Annotated in this window: 16 protein-coding genes; 15 read left to right on the forward strand and 1 reads right to left on the reverse strand. The window is 50.3% G+C overall.

The features are described from left to right. The first annotated feature begins 17 nt into the window (after positions 1-17). The 3 genes from pheT (at position 18) to CMUST_RS07410 (ending at position 4,064) form a co-directional block, all read left to right on the forward strand. Positions 18-2,510: a phenylalanine--tRNA ligase subunit beta gene (gene pheT / locus CMUST_RS07400; protein ID WP_047261979.1), complete on the forward strand. Its 2,493-nt coding sequence runs from the start codon at positions 18-20 to the stop codon at positions 2,508-2,510. A gap of 65 nt (positions 2,511-2,575) precedes the next feature. Continuing rightward, positions 2,576-2,860 carry a hypothetical protein gene (locus tag CMUST_RS07405; RefSeq protein WP_047261980.1) on the forward strand — a complete coding sequence of 95 codons (285 nt, stop codon included), beginning with the start codon at positions 2,576-2,578 and terminating at the stop codon, positions 2,858-2,860. 52 nt (positions 2,861-2,912) lie between these two features. After that, a complete protein-coding gene (locus tag CMUST_RS07410) occupies positions 2,913-4,064 on the forward strand; it encodes a hypothetical protein (RefSeq protein ID WP_047261981.1) in 1,152 nt (383 codons plus the stop codon). Here the strand turns inward: CMUST_RS07410 and CMUST_RS07415 are convergent. After that, complete coding sequence (locus CMUST_RS07415) at positions 4,061-4,549, reverse strand: SMI1/KNR4 family protein (RefSeq protein WP_158408209.1); 489 nt, start codon at positions 4,547-4,549, stop codon at positions 4,061-4,063. The two genes, CMUST_RS07410 and CMUST_RS07415, sit on opposite strands and share 4 nt — an antisense overlap. 342 nt (positions 4,550-4,891) lie before the next feature. Between CMUST_RS07415 and argC the strand changes: the two genes are divergently transcribed. The 12 genes from argC (at position 4,892) to tyrS (ending at position 16,909) form a co-directional block, all read left to right on the forward strand. Next, positions 4,892-5,935 carry an N-acetyl-gamma-glutamyl-phosphate reductase gene (gene argC, locus CMUST_RS07420; RefSeq protein ID WP_047261983.1) on the forward strand — a complete coding sequence of 348 codons (1,044 nt, stop codon included), beginning with the start codon at positions 4,892-4,894 and terminating at the stop codon, positions 5,933-5,935. 52 nt (positions 5,936-5,987) lie between these two features. Next, positions 5,988-7,136: a bifunctional glutamate N-acetyltransferase/amino-acid acetyltransferase ArgJ gene (argJ, locus tag CMUST_RS07425; protein ID WP_047261984.1), complete on the forward strand. Its 1,149-nt coding sequence runs from the start codon at positions 5,988-5,990 to the stop codon at positions 7,134-7,136. A 37-nt stretch (positions 7,137-7,173) separates the two neighbouring features. Continuing rightward, positions 7,174-8,100, forward strand: a complete 927-nt coding sequence (argB, locus tag CMUST_RS07430; protein ID WP_083987467.1) for an acetylglutamate kinase — start codon at positions 7,174-7,176, stop codon at positions 8,098-8,100. Between the two features lie 15 nt (positions 8,101-8,115). Then, a complete protein-coding gene (locus tag CMUST_RS07435; RefSeq protein WP_407921999.1) occupies positions 8,116-9,429 on the forward strand; it encodes an acetylornithine transaminase in 1,314 nt (437 codons plus the stop codon). After that, positions 9,429-10,439, forward strand: a complete 1,011-nt coding sequence (argF, locus tag CMUST_RS07440) for an ornithine carbamoyltransferase (protein ID WP_047261986.1) — start codon at positions 9,429-9,431, stop codon at positions 10,437-10,439. The genes CMUST_RS07435 and argF overlap by 1 nt, the downstream gene beginning before the upstream one ends. Further along, a complete protein-coding gene (locus tag CMUST_RS07445; protein WP_047261987.1) occupies positions 10,440-10,919 on the forward strand; it encodes an arginine repressor in 480 nt (159 codons plus the stop codon). 124 nt (positions 10,920-11,043) lie between these two features. Continuing rightward, positions 11,044-12,240 (forward strand): argininosuccinate synthase, encoded by a 1,197-nt coding sequence (locus CMUST_RS07450; RefSeq protein WP_047261988.1) that lies wholly within the window; start codon positions 11,044-11,046, stop codon positions 12,238-12,240. An 83-nt stretch (positions 12,241-12,323) separates the two neighbouring features. After that, entirely contained in the window at positions 12,324-13,775 is a 1,452-nt protein-coding gene (gene argH, locus CMUST_RS07455) for an argininosuccinate lyase (RefSeq protein ID WP_047261989.1), read from the forward strand. Positions 13,776-13,901: 126 nt separating this feature from the next. Next, complete coding sequence (locus CMUST_RS07460) at positions 13,902-14,435, forward strand: hypothetical protein (protein WP_047261990.1); 534 nt, start codon at positions 13,902-13,904, stop codon at positions 14,433-14,435. An 80-nt stretch (positions 14,436-14,515) separates the two neighbouring features. Beyond that, positions 14,516-15,310: a DUF4253 domain-containing protein gene (locus tag CMUST_RS07465; protein ID WP_047261991.1), complete on the forward strand. Its 795-nt coding sequence runs from the start codon at positions 14,516-14,518 to the stop codon at positions 15,308-15,310. 128 nt (positions 15,311-15,438) lie between these two features. Continuing rightward, positions 15,439-15,615, forward strand: a complete 177-nt coding sequence (locus tag CMUST_RS07470; protein ID WP_047261992.1) for a Trm112 family protein — start codon at positions 15,439-15,441, stop codon at positions 15,613-15,615. A 37-nt stretch (positions 15,616-15,652) separates the two neighbouring features. Beyond that, positions 15,653-16,909: a tyrosine--tRNA ligase gene (tyrS, locus tag CMUST_RS07475; RefSeq protein ID WP_047261993.1), complete on the forward strand. Its 1,257-nt coding sequence runs from the start codon at positions 15,653-15,655 to the stop codon at positions 16,907-16,909. Positions 16,910-17,056: the final 147 nt, after the last annotated feature.

Genomic DNA, 17,056 nt, shown 5'->3' on the forward strand with positions numbered 1-17,056 from the left:
TTCAAAGGACGACAACAATGCTTATTTCGCAAAGCTGGCTTACTAAACTCCTGCGTGCTTCTAACCCTGAATGGCACGGAGTAACACCTGAAGAACTCGACGCAGGATTCGTTCGCGTGGGGTTTGAAACGGAAGGATTCTCAAGTATCCCAGAAACCACCGGGCCACTTGTTATCGGTCGGGTGGAAACTATAGAAGAACTTGAAGGCTTCAAGAAGCCCATCCGACACTGCATGGTGAATGTCGGCGATGCCAACGGCACCGGCGAGCTGCAATCGATTGTCTGCGGTGCTCGCAACTTCATTGAAGGCTCAACGGTGGTTGTTGCGCTTCCTGGGACTGTCCTACCAGGCGACTTCGCTATTTCCGCTCGTGAGACGTACGGCCGGATGTCAGCTGGCATGATTTGCTCAGCGGCGGAGTTGGGTCTTACGGATAAATCTGCTGGCATTATGACGCTTGACCCTAGTGTGGGGGAGCCCGGTGTTGATGCGCGTCCAATCCTGGAATTAGACGATACAGTTTTCGACGTAAACATCACGCCAGATCGCGGTTACGCGCTTTCCGCCCGTGGGCTAAGCCGGGAGCTTGCATCTGCTTTTGATCTCAGTTTTGCTGAGCCGACGGTGATAACCAACAATATCTCTGGCGGAGTTGGAGGCCCTAACCTTAGCATTGATCAGGGAACGAAAACTCGTCGGTTCGGTCTGAAATTGGTTTCCGGAATTGACCCAACGGCACAAACCCCTTACTGGATGCAGCGAGAGTTGATGCTTGCAGGCCAACGCCCAGTAAACGCAGCGACCGATGTGACCAACTACGTCATGTTGTTGTTGGGGCAGCCTATGCACGCGTTTGATGCCGACAAGATTTCTGGCGGCCTGGTTGTGCGTACCGCTGAAGCTGGTGAAAAACTCACCACGCTGGATCACGTCGAACGTAGTCTTGATAGTGAAGATGTCGTAATTTGTGACGATAATGGCATTCAAAGTATGGCGGGTGTCATGGGCGGCTCAACCTCCGAGATTTCCGACGACACCACTAATGTGTACTTCGAGGCGGCCAACTGGGATCCCATAACGACCGCTCGCACTTCACGGCGCCACAAGCTTAGCTCAGAAGCCTCTCGGCGCTTCGAACGGGGAGTTGATCCCGCATTAGTTGAAAGCGCACTGGAACTAGCGTGCACCTTATTACAGGAAATTGCGGGCGGCACCGTTGAACCATGGACCGTACTGGAAGGCGAGGTTCCTCGGCTTCCAACGATTACAATGAGCGTTTCCCGCCCGTCAGAAATCGCTGGTGTCGAGTATTCCCGTGAAACCGTTATCAGTCGACTCGAAGAAGTAGGGTGCACCGTAGCTATTAGCTCTTGTGGCGCAAAACTTGAGGTTACCCCACCATCCTGGCGCCCAGATCTTACTGAATCCTGTGATTTAGTGGAGGAGATTTTACGGCTCGAAGGGTTGGAAGATATTCCATCGATTGTGCCACCTGCGCCAGTTGGCCGAGGGCTCAGTCCCGCGCAAAAGCGTCGGCGTGCGATTGGGCATGCACTGGCGTACAACGGCTACGTCGAGATTCTGCCAACTCCGTTTATTCGCCAAGACACCTTTGATACGTGGGGCTTGGCTGCGGACGACGAACGGCGCAAGGCTGTGACCGTTCAAAATCCACTGGACGCCGACTACGCGGTGCTGGGCACAACGTTACTGCCGTCAATGTTGGAGGCGGTTTCGCGTAATGTTTCCCGAGGCATGACTGATCTTTACCTATTTGGTCAACAACAGGTTTCCATTGCTCGCGGCAATGGAATTTCGCCGATGCCGTCAGTGACTGCTCGTCCAGATGATGAGACGATCCACGAGCTGTTAGATTCTCTACCTGTACAACCGCTCCACGTTGCTACAGTTGGCGTCGGTGCTATAGAGACGGAAGGGTCGTGGGGCAGCGGTCGCGCGTATACCTACGCAGATGCGATTGAATCGGCCAAGATCGTCGCCCGTGCTGCTGGGGTGGAGTTGGAATTGCGTAATGCGGAGTATCTGCCGTGGCACCCCGGCCGGTGTGCTGAATTGATTGTGGACGGTATTGTTGTCGGATACGCAGGTGAATTGCACCCACAGGTTCTCGAACGCCTGGAACTTCCAGCTAGAACCTGCGCGATGGAGCTCAATGTTTCTGCGCTGCCACTGACCGAGGTCTTGCCAGCACCGGTGTTATCGGCTTTCCCAACCGTGAAACAAGATCTGGCGTTGGTCGTTGAGGAAAACATCCCTGCTGAAGACCTACGCAAAGTGATCGTTGAGGCAGCCGGTCCGTTGTTGGAATCTGTTGAGCTTTTCGACGTCTACCGAGCTGAAAGCCTTGGCGAAGGCAAGAAATCCTTGGCCTTTGCACTGACATTCCGGGCACCTGATCGGACGCTGACCGATGAAGAATGCTCAAAGGGGCGCATTGCAGCTGCTGAATTAGCTAAAGAACGTTTCGGGGCGAACATGCGTGCATAGAACCGCATTACCGTAATCCAACACCCGGTCGCATTATAGTGCGACCGGGTGTTTTGTTAACTGCGATGGATGGCGATTTTGGGGCAGTGAATCTGGATTGGGGAAGACGTGGCAATGCACGATTCAAACTCACGGTAGCAGTGAAAAAAATCCTTTCACGATTTTCGTCACTGATTGAAAAAGAAAGCATTACAACCCCTGAGGTTCCACTCCAAAAGAAGCGATTAAGAAAATACCTGTTCAGTGGCACTTTCGTACGCTCAAATTTTCCCAATTTTTACTTTTGGCAAAAAATTAAAATTAAGAAGAAAATAGCTCAGGCCTTAATTTTAGTATCAGACACTTTTTAAAAATAGAGTGCTTGCAGACCTGATTATCTTGGTGGTTTAGGATTGAATAGCGATGGAATACCGAGAAATACGTGATGTTGCCGAAACGAGCGGAGAATTCGAGGCGTGGGCGCTCCTGGCCCGTCGGCTGGGTGCAGAGTCCACAGTTTCTTGGCCCTATGCGCTGGGCAGGGGGCATGCTTTCTGCCAATTAACCCCGCACCTGGTTAGGCAGATGGAAACGGCATACCGGAATGAATTGCACAATCAGGCGTTGTGGCTACGGCTTTCGCCACAAGCGCGACAACATTTTCATTACGGGCTGGTAATTCGCGAAGTGGTGGCAACAACGTCGTTGGCTGGAATTTCCTATAGCCCTAAAACTGTCGACGATGCACTGGTACTAGGGCCAGAGGCCCAACTGCCTATTCGTGAATTGGCGTCAGCATATTTCGAGCTAGCCCAGCAAGCGCATGGGCTAAAAAATCCAGTCGAGAATCTTCAGGGATTCTTTTCTGCGGTGTTTCCAACCAGGATCATTGCGGAATTTTTTCCAGCAGATTCGGATACGGGGGACATAGAAGATGTCCTTGGGAACCTAAGCGATGTGGCGGCAACTGTTCATCCACCATGCTCTGCACTGATAACCAGCGCACTTGTGTATTTTTTGCTGCACCAGTTGATCCCCAACGGCGGCGCTCAAGCGGCTAGGTTCTTAAGCAGTGCATTACTAACAGCTATCTTCTCACCGACAACAGCTTTACAGTTTTCGCAGGCGATTTCCTCCGATCGAGAAAAACACCAGGCGCGTCTAGTAGACGCGAGCGATGAAAGAAACCATGGTGATCTAACGCCGGTCATCGTCGATTTCGTGGGATTAGTGGTGGCAGCCCAAGAACGGATACATGAGAAGTTAGTACGCCTTACTGCGCAACTAGATCGCATCATGCCCTTAGCTATTAGCCAGAAACCAACGGAACGCATTCTGTTTCTGGTTGCACAATCGGTGCTGTGCGGAAACGACTGGGGGATTACTTTAGAAGAGGCGACTCGATTTGTTGCCCGTGGTCCACAACAAACACGAACCTATCTCACCGAGTTAGAAAAACAGAATTTGGTATTTCGCCCCAGGAAACGGCCACAGCGTTTTGCATTGGATTCTTTAGGCTGGACACGGTTGGAAGATTGGGGGATCGGTCAAACAGGAACCGAAAAGTACGATTAGTGACGGAAACATTCCGGGTAGCTACGCGGAATTTCTGTCACTAGGAACTCGTAAAAGGAGTCTGCATATGGTGTGCAAAATTCAGGAGAAAAAGCATCAGCCACGTAGACTTTGTCCAGTGCTTTGCCTTCAATAACAGGGAAAAAGTAGCATTCGTCGCCTTCCCCGGTAACGAGAAACAGCAATTTGTCGTATTCGGTTGGATTGCCCTCACTTGAGTTGCGGTAAAAGGTGAAAATATCTTCCGGATAGTCGTCACTAAATTCAGGTGGCGCAACTGTAAAAGTCCAGTACCCTTGCAATTTTATTGTGTCGTATTCAAGCACAAACCGTCTGAATGATTCTGGTAGCCGCACCTTACTTTTAGCTTCAGCTTCAGTTACCCATTCAAGTTGTACCTTACTGGGGTGGAACGTGGTTTCGGCTGGTAGTTTGGCTATAAGCTGCTTTACCTGTGAATAGTGCTCTAGGTTACCGTCGGACATGTTCTTGGATTTTAGTCCCACAGCCATCGATTTGAGTACTGTCTAGGCGCTGGTTTTTCTCTTCGAATGTGGCTTTGCATTTTATGCAGCATAGTGTTGGTTGGGCGGTCAATTTTTTGTTGTTAGTACGAAAAACCTTGGCCTTTCCTTGCAGTAGTGTGCATGATTTTGTGGAAGTATTACATATAATTCTCAAACGTCGCATAAAAATTATGTTTGCGGAACGGCTTGCGTGTTACGTGTTGTGAAAATTCCCAGGAAAACGCTTAATTAAGAAAAACTTCAGCGCCTTAAGTTATGAATAATTTGCAAATGCGTGCATAATTGCTAGTATTGCTTGGTATGTCGATCAAGGTAGCGGTAGCGGGAGCGTCTGGTTACGCAGGCGGTGAGATTTTACGGTTGTTACTCACACATCCTTTGTATCAGTCAGGTGAAATTGAAATAGGTTGTCTTGCTGGTGCTTCAACAGCGGGGGAATCGGTGGCACGACTTATGCCACATTTGGTGGATCTTGCTGGTCGAGAGATCGAGCCAACTGATCCAAAGGTGCTGGCTGGGCATGACGTCGTCTTTTTGGGATTGCCGCATGGTCATTCCGCAGAAATCGCCAAGCAACTTCCACCAGAGGTACTTGTGATCGATTGTGCGGCCGACTTTCGGCTCCGCAACGAACAGGATTGGGTGAAATTCTATGGTTCTAGCTATTCCGGTAGCTGGCCTTATGGGATCCCAGAGTTGCCCGGAAATCGGGAAGTATTAGCCAAATCGAAACGTATTGCAGTACCCGGTTGTTTTCCGACGGGCGCTACTTTTGCCATGTTGCCAGCAATCGTCAATGATTTAGTCCTACCTGACCTTAATTTTGTATCCATCACTGGGGTGTCTGGCGGTGGGAAGAAAGCAAGCGTTGGACTATTGGGATCGGAAACCATGGGTTCCCTTAAGGCGTATAATACCGCGGGCAAACATCGCCATAATCCTGAAATTAAACAAAACCTTCAGGCCTTCTGCGATAGCGAAGTGTCGGTTAGTTTTACTCCGGTGTTGGCACCGTTACCACGGGGGATACTCACTACTGCCTCAGCTCCGTTAAAAGCACCATTGACTTCCCACGAGGCTCGGAATATCTATAACGAATTTTATCGATCAGAGCCATTTGTATATCTTGTGCCAGATGGCGAACAGCCACAAACCCAGAATGTTCTGGGCTCGAATATGTGCCATCTGCAGGTGGAGGTCGATCACGCAGCCAATAAACTGCTGGTGACTACCGCGATAGATAATTTAACAAAAGGAACCGCTGGTGCAGCGGTGCAATGCATGAACATCGCATTAGGCTTCGAAGAAACTGCTGGTTTGCCGCGTAATGCTGTGGCACCCTGAGCCTTTTCAACATTGAAGTTTTTACACGCCAGAAATTATGAACGGATAACCGATGATTACCGAACCACGTGGATTTGCAGCGGCTGGAACGACCGCAGGGATCAAGCCGTCCGGCAAGCCAGACATGGCTTTAGTAGTAAATGAGGGCCCTAAATTCGCAGCGGCAGCAGTTTTTACCCGGAATAGGGTCGTTGCGGCACCAGTCAAACTATCCCGATCCGCAATTGAAGATGGCCAATTACGTGCGGTCATCTTCAATTCGGGCAACGCCAATGCTTGTACCGGAGCGGTCGGCGAGCAAAATTGTGAAATGACAATAAAGAAAGTTGCCGATACTTTAGGATTTAATTTCCTTGATGTTGCTGCCTGTTCTACTGGGCTTATTGGGGATCAATTGCCGATGGACAAGGTACTGGCGGGCGTCGAAAAGCTTATCCCTGCGCTTGGTGCCAAGGGCGAAGAAGCGGCAGTAGCAATCATGACAACCGACACGGTGCACAAACAAGCCATTGTTTGTGCAGACGGATGGTCGGTGGCAGGTATGGGCAAAGGAGTTGGGATGATGGCGCCAAGTCTAGCGACAATGCTTGTGTGCCTTACAACCGATGCCGACGTGCCCAGTGAAATGCTAGATGAAGCATTGCGGAAAGCTACTGCGACAACCTTCGATTGCATCGATATTGATGGTTCTACCTCGACGAACGATACCGTCATCCTTATGGCGTCTGGTGCTTCTGGAAAAAGCCCTACTCAAGCCGAATTAGACGCAGCGGTATTCGCAGTTTGTGATGACTTAGCTGCGCAAATGCAAGCAGATGCGGAGGGGGTGACCAAGCGGGTAACTATTACTGTCACTGGCACCACGACCGACGAAATGGCGCACAATGCCGCTCGAACAGTCGCTCGGGATAATTTGTTTAAATGCGCAATGTTTGGTTCCGACCCAAACTGGGGTAGAACCCTCGCCGCGGTGGGGATGGCCGACGCTGATATGGACGCGGAAAACATAGCTGTTTATTTCAACAACCAAGCAGTATGTCTTAATTCCAGTGGAACTCCAGAAGCACGATCTGTCGATCTCACGGGGGCAGACATTGATGTCCACATAGATCTTGGAACTGGAGGAACGGGTGTCGCGAAAGTGCGAACCACCGATCTTTCGCTCCAGTACGTTGACTTTAATTCCGCGTATTCCACTTAACCGTAAAACCTATACTTCAGATTTTCGGAAGCAGATGATGAACGATCTCAACCCCCAAAAACGTGCCACAGTTCTTGCTGAAGCATTACCCTGGCTGCAACACCTACGCGACAAAATCGTCGTCGTGAAATACGGCGGCAATGCGATGGTAGATGACGATTTAAAGGCGGCATTCGCTGCTGACATGGTCTTCTTACGCACGGTGGGTGCGAAACCGGTCGTGGTTCACGGCGGTGGGCCGCAAATATCCCAAATGTTGGCGAGATTAGGGTTAGAAGGTGAGTTCCTCGGGGGGTTTCGGGTAACTACCCCCGAAGTGATGGATATTGTGCGGATGGTTCTTTTTGGGCAAGTTGGTCGTGACTTGGTCGGGTTGATCAATTCGCATGGCCCCTATGCTGTAGGGACCTCAGGAGAAGACGCGGGTTTATTCACGGCTGCAAAACGGCTTGTTGAAGTTGACGGTGAATTAACCGACATCGGTTTGGTTGGTGACATAGTTAGCGTCGATGCAAGCAGTTTGATGGACATTATTGAGGCAGGAAGAATTCCTGTCGTGTCTACGATCGCACCAGGTCAAGACGGAGAAATATATAATATTAACGCGGATACGGCGGCGGGGGCGCTTGCTTCGGCATTGGGTGCAGAACGTTTACTAATTCTTACAAATGTAGAAGGTTTATATACCAATTGGCCCGATAAATCTTCAATAATTTCTCAGACTTCCGTGAGTGAACTCAAAGAAATGCTTCCAATTTTGGATTCCGGGATGATTCCAAAAATGGAGTCTTGCATGCGATCGGTCGAGGAAGGAGTGCGTGCCGCGCATGTTATTGATGGTCGAATCGCGCACTCAGTTTTATTAGAACTTTTAACAGCTGGTGGTATCGGGACTATGGTTGTTCCTGATGATGTTGTTGCTGATTCCAGTAACCCCACCATTTATCGGGAATCCCAGGATTAAAGTGAGGACTACGCTGTGACCAATTCTGACAATCTTGCGCACTGGCAAGAAGTAATTATGGATACCTACGGAGCACCAAAAATTGAGGTTGTTTCCGCACTCGGTTCGGTTATCGAGGATTCAGAAGGGCGTAAACACATCGACCTTCTTGCAGGGATCGCAGTTAATGCTCTCGGGCATGCGCACCCTACGATAATCAAGGCTGTTACGGATCAAATCTCTAGATTCGGGCACGTATCCAACCTCATGGCTTCGGCACCCGTGATCGATTTGGCAACGGAATTGATAAAACGGTTCTCCTTAAGCTGCGCAGCTGATGCAAACGAGGCAATCGAAATTGCAGGTGAATCACGGGTTTTCTTCTGTAATTCGGGAGCAGAAGCGAACGAAGCCGCGTTGAAGATTGCCAGGCTGACTGGTCGCAGCAGGATCCTGGCCGCGGAAAATGGTTTCCACGGCAGAACCATGGGAGCGCTGTCGCTCACTGGACAATCGGAAAAGCGGCAGCCATTTTACCCGTTGCTTATGGGCGTGCAGTTCTATCCCTATGGTGACATTGATTATTTGCGCAAGATGGTGGAAATAGACGCCAACGACGTTGCAGCAATCTTCATCGAACCGATTCAAGGCGAAACAGGTGTTATTCCTGCACCTGAGGGATTCTTGCGCGAGGTTCGGTCACTTTGCGACGAATTTGGGATTCTCATGGTTGTTGATGAAGTACAAACAGGTGTTGGTAGGACCGGAAAATTCTTTGCCTTCCAACATGAGGGAATCCGCCCGGATATTGTCACCATGGCTAAAGGGCTAGGTGGTGGATTACCAATAGGCGCATGTCTGGCGTCCGGACCAGCAGCAACACTGCTGGCACCGGGGCAGCATGGTACAACCTTTGGCGGCAATCCGGTATCCTGCGCCGCCGGAAATGCACTGATAAAAGTTGTAGACGATAACTTCTGCACCACAGTTGCCAATCGCGGTGTTATTCTTGCCGAGCTGGCAGCCAACCTGCCCGGGGTAGTGGAGGTACGTGGTAAAGGCCTTATGCTGGGGGTTGTTTTTGAGCATCCAATTGCAAAGGAACTTGCGGCACGCGGAACGGACTACGGGGTTATCATCAATGCCCCAACCGAATACGTGCTTCGGTTGACCCCGCCGTTGATTATCAGCGAATTTGAGATGCAGGAAGCAACCAAGCGCCTTACTTCTTTGATCACAGACGTCTTAGAAGCTTATTTGGCGGAAAATGCTGCGGTTGAAGATTCTGAAAGTGATTCCGAAGAAGCAATCCTCGAGGGGGAGTTCATTCCCCAGGAAGCTGAAGAATAATGACCACTCGTATTTCTATTGACGGATCAACTGCCGGATCGCCGGCGGTAATCAATGGCGTTCGGCATTTTTTAGCCGATGATCATTTATCACCACGCGAACAGGCTGAAGTCTTAGAACTAGCAATTGCCCTTAAATCCGACCCGTTTTCCCATAGGCCATTTGAGGGACCACAATCCGTTGCGGTTTTATTTGATAAGACATCAACCCGGACTCGGTTCTCGTTTGCGACGGGTATCGGCCATCTTGGTGGCAACCCAATTGTTGTAGATTCTGGAAATACTCAATTAGGTAAGGGCGAAACCCTGACCGATACCGCTGCACTTCTGTCAGCGAATTGTGCAGCTATTGTGTGGCGAACCTACGCGCACCAAAATTTCCTGGAGATGGCGAAAACAGCCACGGTTCCGATTATCAACAGTCTGTGTGATGATTTTCATCCGTGTCAGATTTTGGCGGACCTGCAAACCGTCGTCGAAAAGCTCTGCCCGGAAACAGGACCGGCTGGCCTGTCTGGAATTAAAGCGGTGTATCTCGGTGACGGCGATAACAATATGGCTAATTCATATATGTTGGGCTTTGCAACCGCAGGTATTGACATCACGATCATCGCACCTACAGGTTTTCAACCTCGCCAGGAGTTCGTTGATCGGGCACAGCGACGTGCAACCGAGACCGGTGCTACGGTACAGGTCACCGACAATATTGAAGCTGTTACGGATGCGCACGTTGTTATCACTGATACCTGGGTTTCGATGGGGATGGAGAACGACGGTCTGGATCGAAAGACCCCATTCTTGCCGTATCAGGTAAATGATGAAATTATGAAGAAGGCGCATAATAGTGCAATTTTTATGCATTGCTTGCCCGCATACCGTGGTAACGAGGTAACCGCTTCAGTAATTGACGGACCGCAGTCCGTTGTTTACGACGAGCAGGCTAATCGACTCCACGCTCAGAAAGCACTTTTAGTATGGCTCATGGAACATCAACCAGAGGTAGGTGAGTAAATGAATAACAGTCCGATCACTCGGACGGTCCGCCAGGCCCTAATCCTCGATTTGTTGGAACAAAATCTTGTTTCCAGCCAAATGCAACTAAGCGAGCTTTTGAAAGAGAAAGGTGTCGAAATTACCCAGGGCACACTTTCTCGAGATCTAGATGAACTCGGCGCTAAGAAAGTGCGCCCAGAAAATGGTCGCGCGTTTTACGCTGTCGGAAGCGTTGAAGAAACAACGGTTCCGATCAGCGTTGGTACACGAGAAAAACTGCGGAAAATGCTGGATGACCTTTTGGTGTCTTCAGATTATTCCGGGAATATTGCTGTTTTGCGAACCCCGCCGGGGGCAGCGGCTTTCCTTGCCAGCTTTATCGATCGGGTAGGGATGGATGAAGTTGTAGGCACTATCGCAGGTGACGATACCGTTTTTGTTCTAGCGCGTGACCCAATGTCTGGAAGGGAATTGGCGGCGATGCTGAGTAATCGCTAGATAACCCTTTTCATGATTTTTCCAGCTACCGGGTTAACGCGGCTAACCTAGCGGTTTTTGTGGTAGCTGACGCTACATGTGTTACTTATTAAAGTTTCAATCTGTTTTTCATAGGAGTTGTTTCATGACCAATCGTGTCGTTCTTGCATATTCTGGCGGCCTAGATACCTCAGTCGCTATTCCGTATTTGGCGAAGATGACCGGCGGCGAAGTAGTTGCTGTTTCGCTTGACCTCGGCCAAGGCGGCGAAGACATGGAATCAGTGCGGCAACGGGCGCTGGACTGCGGCGCGGTCGAATCCATCGTCATTGACGCCAAAGATGAGTTTGCCAATGAATACTGCTTGCCAACGATCAAGGCAAACGGCATGTACATGAAGCAATACCCACTTTTGTCTGCTATTTCGCGCCCATTGATTGTCAAGCACCTAGTCGACGCCGCAAAAGAATTTGGGGGCACCCATGTTTCCCATGGCTGTACTGGCAAAGGCAACGACCAGGTTCGTTTCGAAGTCGGTTTCCGCTCCTTAAACCCAGACCTGGAAATCATCGCACCTGCTCGTGACTATGCTTGGACCCGGGATAAGGCGATCGCGTTTGCCGAAGAAATCAATCTACCTATTGAACAGTCGAAGAAGTCGCCGTTTTCCATCGACCAAAATGTATGGGGTAGGGCAGTAGAAACCGGCTTCCTTGAGGATCTGTGGAACCCACCTACTAAAGACCTCTATGCATATACCGAGGACCCAGCTTTAGGTAATGCGCCAGATGAGGTAATCATTTCGTTCAAGGCTGGGGTGCCAGTTGCGATTGATGGGCGTCCAGTAACCGTGCTGGAAGCAATCGAAGAAATGAACCGTCGGGCAGGCGCGCAAGGCGTTGGCCGACTCGACATGGTGGAGGACCGGTTGGTCGGTATTAAATCCCGCGAGGTGTATGAAGCCCCGGGTGCAATAGCTTTGATCACGGCGCATGAAGCATTAGAAGACGTCACTGTCGAACGCGAGTTAGCGCGCTACAAGCGGCTTATCGACGCCCGGTGGTCCGAGGAAGTCTATGATGGCTTGTGGTTTGGGCCGTTGAAGCGTTCCCTTGATGCCTTTATCGAATCCACTCAAGAGCATGTCACCGGCGATATTCGCATGGTCTTGCATGCTGGTAACTGCGTGGTTAATGGCCGCAGGTCCGATCATTCTCTCTATGACTTCAACTTGGCCACCTACGACACCGGTGATACTTTCGACCAGACATTGGCGAAGGGCTTCGTCGAACTACACGGATTATCCTCCAAGATCGCGAACCGCCGCGACCGCGAAGCTTAAAGCCTAACGCTAAAAGTTGTGCATTACATTAAAGCCCAAGGGGAGTAACTCTTGGGCTTGGTTAAATTTTAAGGAATACCTTCATGGAACATAACGGTACAAACGAAGGCGCCCTGTGGGGTGGTCGGTTTTCCGGCGGCCCTGCTGAGGCGATGTTCGCGCTTTCGGTTTCCACACATTTCGATTGGGTTCTTGCGCCTTATGATGTTTTGGCATCTAAAGCACATGCAAAAGTTTTGCATAAAGCGGGATTACTCAGCGATGAAGATCTAGAAACAATGCTTGCAGGTCTTGACCAATTGGGTGCAGATGTAGCCAATGGAACATTCGGCCCTGAACCCACGGATGAGGACGTTCACGGGGCTATGGAACGAGGTCTGATAGATCGAGTAGGAAGTGGAGTTGGCGGCAGGTTGCGCGCTGGCCGGTCACGAAACGATCAGGTGGCAACGCTGTTCCGGATGTGGGTGCGGGATGCGATCCGAGATATTGCTGCCCAATTAACCGATGTGATCAGTGCGCTGTCGAAGCAGGCAGCTAACCACCCAGGTGTTATCATGCCGGGCAAGACGCATTTCCAGGCGGCACAGCCTGTGCTCCTTGCTCATTCATTGCTGGCACATGTACATCCGTTGCTTCGGGACATTGAGCGTCTTCAAGACTTGGACAAACGGTTGGCAATTTCTCCATATGGTTCTGGTGCCTTGGCCGGATCATCGTTAAAACTAGATCCGGAAGCCATTGCTTTTGAACTCGGTTTCACGGATGCAGCCGATAATTCGTTAGACGCCACGGCATCTCGGGATTTTGCGGCGGAAACTGCGTTCGTTCTTGCACAGATAGCTATCGATCTATCGCGGCTATCTGAGGAGATCATCGCCTGGTGTACACCAGAATTTGGTTACGTGACACTTCACGATTCTTGGTCAACTGGCTCCTCAATTATGCCGCAGAAAAAGAACCCCGATGTAGCGGAGCTAACCAGGGGTAAGACTGGTCGCTTGATTGGAAACCTCAGCGGGCTTATGGCCACTTTAAAAGCAATGCCGCTGGCCTATAACCGGGATCTCCAAGAGGACAAAGAACCAATTGTCGATTCTGTGGCTCAGCTTAATCTGTTGCTTCCTGCAATGACGGGACTTATTTCCACCCTAACATTCCACCCAGAGCGGATGCGTGAACTTGCACCGGCTGGTTACACTTTGGCAACCGATCTGGCGGAATGGATGGTTCGAGAGGGGGTCCCATTCCGCGAGGCACACGAAGCATCTGGCGCATGCGTTCGTATTGCCGAGGCTCGCGGTGTCGGCTTGAATGAGCTCACGGACGAGGAATTTGCCAGCGTTGACAAACGATTGCACCCAGGTGTCCGGGATGTGCTTACGGTTGAGGGGGCAGTTGCGTCTCGTGCCACCAAGGGGGGTACCGCCCAGGTTCGCGTTGATGAGCAACGCCAGCGAGTCGATACCCTAACCGCAGAATACCTTGCGTGGGCTAATACTCCGGTGCGGGGTGAGAAAGATCATCGCAAGTAATCGTGATCCAGGCTAAGGCTGTGTAACACAATCGATGTGAAAACAACCACTCAAATTTTTGGTTCTAAAACCGATTATTTGAGTGGTTTTACATTTACACTGCAATATGTCAAAAGGAGAGTATAGATGAATCATAGTTTGCTTAACGACGCGCAACTGTGGCGTGGTCGACTCGACGCCTATGGTGCTGCGACGGCAGCTCCAGATCACCTTCGGTCATTGCTAGGTGACGATGATCAGGCGATTGCCTCTGCGCTGCACTATTTAGATAGCGCCATTGTCCATCAGTCAACGGTCTCTCATGCGGCCACCCCGGTTCTTGATTTTCTTGTGGACGCCTTGAAAGGCGGGGAAATCACGAATGAGAACGCCCGCACTGGAGTTATCGATTTTCTTACCTATCTTGGCGAATCCTTGCGCGATGCCAGTGGCCAGGATTACGGAGATGTTGAAATAGACCAAGAGTTGTATAACGAATTTCTCGCACTTGAGGACGCATCGGAGGTCGAAGAGTTCATGGAAGGCGAAGGCCTCGACTTATTTGAGCAAGTGTACTCACTTGCATATAAGGAATGTTCAGCAAAGAAAGACGAAGTTATTACTGTATTGGCAGCGATTCCGGGTACGGAAAACGTGGTTGCCGAATGGGAACGCGTTTAGTGATATAGCAAGGAAAACATCAAATCAAGCTGAATTGGGCGGGCTTTTAACGCTGGCTGTTTCAGTTTGCATGTACAAATATGAAAAAGCACCGAAAGAGCCTTTTGAAAAAGCGTCGGTGGCCGCAGACAGCTGATGGTGGCTACAAGGAAATCCCGCTTTCGTTCGACATTGACTGGTGTAATGCCTCACGATATTGCAAAGGGCTGCCGAACTTCGGATACCCCGTGGAACCTGCGTTGGCAGTTGAGGCGAATGGACCCCGGCGGCTCTTTGTGGGGAATATCCACGTAGGTGGTGGTTTCGACACAATATGGCAAGAGTTCGTGCTGGGGTATTCCGAACTTAGGATCTGGCCGATGATAATCACGGACGATTTTGATCCGACCGTTACCTGCCAACTCGACAGCGTTGGGATTTCTTCTTCCACACTGGAAGCTTTTATGGAATTAACGCGGCTGCACGATCTCACATTTTTCGGTTTAGCGGCTGGCTGTGAAACCAATTCGGAGTTTAGCTATATCCCACCCGATATCGGTTCTGGCGAAAAGCTCCTAACAGTTGCCGCATACTCGCCAGCAGATGTTCCGGCGCACATAGGGTGGATCGGTGCCGGGCATCGAGGAATTTCACCCGCAATAATTTCTTCTGTTCTTGCCAGTTGGCAGGAGCGCTTCGGAGCGGTTCTCATGGCAATGGGAAATAACTGTCTTAAACTTCAGGTCCCTAAATTGCAGCTTTCAACTGAACAGGAAAACCTGCTTGCTTTGGAACATCAACTTTTATGTCCAGACCTGAAGCTAGATTCGCCGGAAACAAAAGCGAACTACAGCCGCACAGTTCTTAAGAGCCGGAACTGGATTTTCCGCTGGTAATTACGCGGAAAAACAGTAGTGGATTTTGTGGTACGTAAGCGCGGCAGCATGATGGTGATCGCGTTTCTTCAAGGCTGCGTCGAAAAGCATTCGGAAAGTTTAAGACCAATCGACTAGGGTAATCCGGTATGAGTATGGATCCGAAATTGCTTGAGGTATTGGCTTGTCCACGTGACAAAGGGCCGCTGGAATATATCGAAGAAGAACAAGTTCTTGTAAATCCGCGCCTCAAGATTGCCTATCGCATTGATGATGGGATCCCAGTGATGCTTTCTGATGAAGCAATCGACTGGCCGAAAAAGTAGGAAAACGCTCCATACTGTTTAGAAAGACTTCAAGAATATGAATATCATCGATGAGCTCTCGTGGCGTGGCCTCATCAACCAATCCACTGATCTGGAAGAATTACGTCAAGCATGTGAATCTCCGATCACCCTTTATTGCGGTTTTGACCCGACCGGTGCTTCGTTGCACGCTGGTCACCTCGTTCCGCTCATCATGTTAAAGCGGTTTCAACAAGCTGGGCATCGGATCATTACACTCGCCGGTGGTGCCACCGGAATGATCGGCGATCCTCGTGATGTAGGGGAACGGTCCATGCTCTCCGACGCAGAAGTGCAAGTGAACGTTGAGTCGATCAAAGAACAGATTCGCAGGTTCATTGATTATGCCGAGGATAAAGCAATCATGGTGAACAATGCTGATTGGCTTGGCAAAATGAGCCTGATCGAGTTCCTTCGGGATCTTGGCAAAAACTTCTCGTTGAACACCATGCTTGATCGTGACACAGTCAAACGACGCTTGGAAAACGATGGCATTTCCTACACTGAATTTTCCTACATGCTACTGCAATCCTACGACTACGTGCACCTTAATCGGCAGTACAATTGTGTACTGCAGATTGGCGGCGGGGATCAATGGGGGAACATTGTGTCCGGCGTCGACCTTAACCGTCGCATGAACCAGAAGAAAGTTCATGCACTCACGGTCCCATTGGTCACTGACGCTTCCGGTGCGAAGTTTGGTAAATCCACAGGCGGCGGAAAACTATGGCTCGATCCGGAACTTACGTCCCCCTATTCTTGGTACCAGTATTTCCTTAACGCTGGCGACACAGTGGTTATTGACTACCTGCGGTGGTTCACATTCCTAAGCCAAGACGAAATCGTGGAATATGAAACTGCGGTTGCTGAGCGCCCACACCTTCGCGAGGCCCAACGCCGACTTGCACAGGAAATGACTACTTTGGTGCACGGTGCAGCGGCAACTGAAGCAGTTGAACTTGCGGCGCAAGCGCTTTTTGGTCGCGCCGATATCAGTGAATTGGATGAATCTACATTGCGTGGAGTGCTCTCTGAAACCCCGATAGCCGAAATCGGAGCAGAAGATCCTCGTAGCATCACGGATCTTTTGGTTGCAACAGGCTTAGCCAACTCAAAAGGCGCAGCCCGACGTACCATCAAAGAAGGAGGCGCCTACGCGAATAACGTTCGGATCGATTCGGATACGTGGGAGCCTGCCGCATCAGATTTGTTGCATGGTAATTGGTTAGTTTTACGCAAGGGGAAAAAGAACTTTGCCGGAGTGCGATTTGTCTAGCCCAACCACACTTTAAGGTCCTGAACTGCATAAGCGGTGACTATTGGGATATCAATAGTCACCGCTTTACCTTTTTGCTGAATCATGCGTTTTCGTTCATTGCTTGGGCTTTCTCAACCGAACGATTGATTGGTAAAACAACCAGTT

The organism is Corynebacterium mustelae (genome assembly GCF_001020985.1).
Classification (GTDB): domain Bacteria; phylum Actinomycetota; class Actinomycetes; order Mycobacteriales; family Mycobacteriaceae; genus Corynebacterium; species Corynebacterium mustelae.